Here is a 277-nt window from a genome sequence, read left to right on the forward strand (position 1 = left end):
AAGCTGGCTGCCAGGGCGACGGCGAAGCAGGCGATGGTGAGCCACAGGGCGTGCTGGAAGGGCGGAGTGTAGGTGGCCGGGCTTGGCCGGGTGCTGCCGGTCTGGGCGAAGAACAGGGCGCCGACGCCGGCGATGCCGATGGCCGAGCCGATCTGCTGGATGGAGTTGTAGATCCCTGAGGCCGATCCGGCGTCCGCGAGGGGCACGTCGGCAAGGGTGAAGTCCAGCAGCGGAGCGACCACCAGGCCCATGCCGGCACCTCCGAGTGCCAGGGCCG

1 pseudogene is annotated in these 277 nt (G+C 70.8%); it reads right to left on the bottom strand.

Annotation, left to right across the window (positions count from 1 at the left end):
• Positions 1 to 251: pseudogene (locus KVT45_RS55330) on the bottom strand (MFS transporter); the annotation flags it as partial.
• Positions 252 to 277 lie beyond the last annotated feature (26 nt).

Origin of the sequence: Streptomyces sp. GbtcB6 (assembly GCF_019091475.1) — a bacterium.
GTDB classification, from domain to species: Bacteria; Actinomycetota; Actinomycetes; order Streptomycetales; family Streptomycetaceae; genus Streptomyces; species Streptomyces hyaluromycini.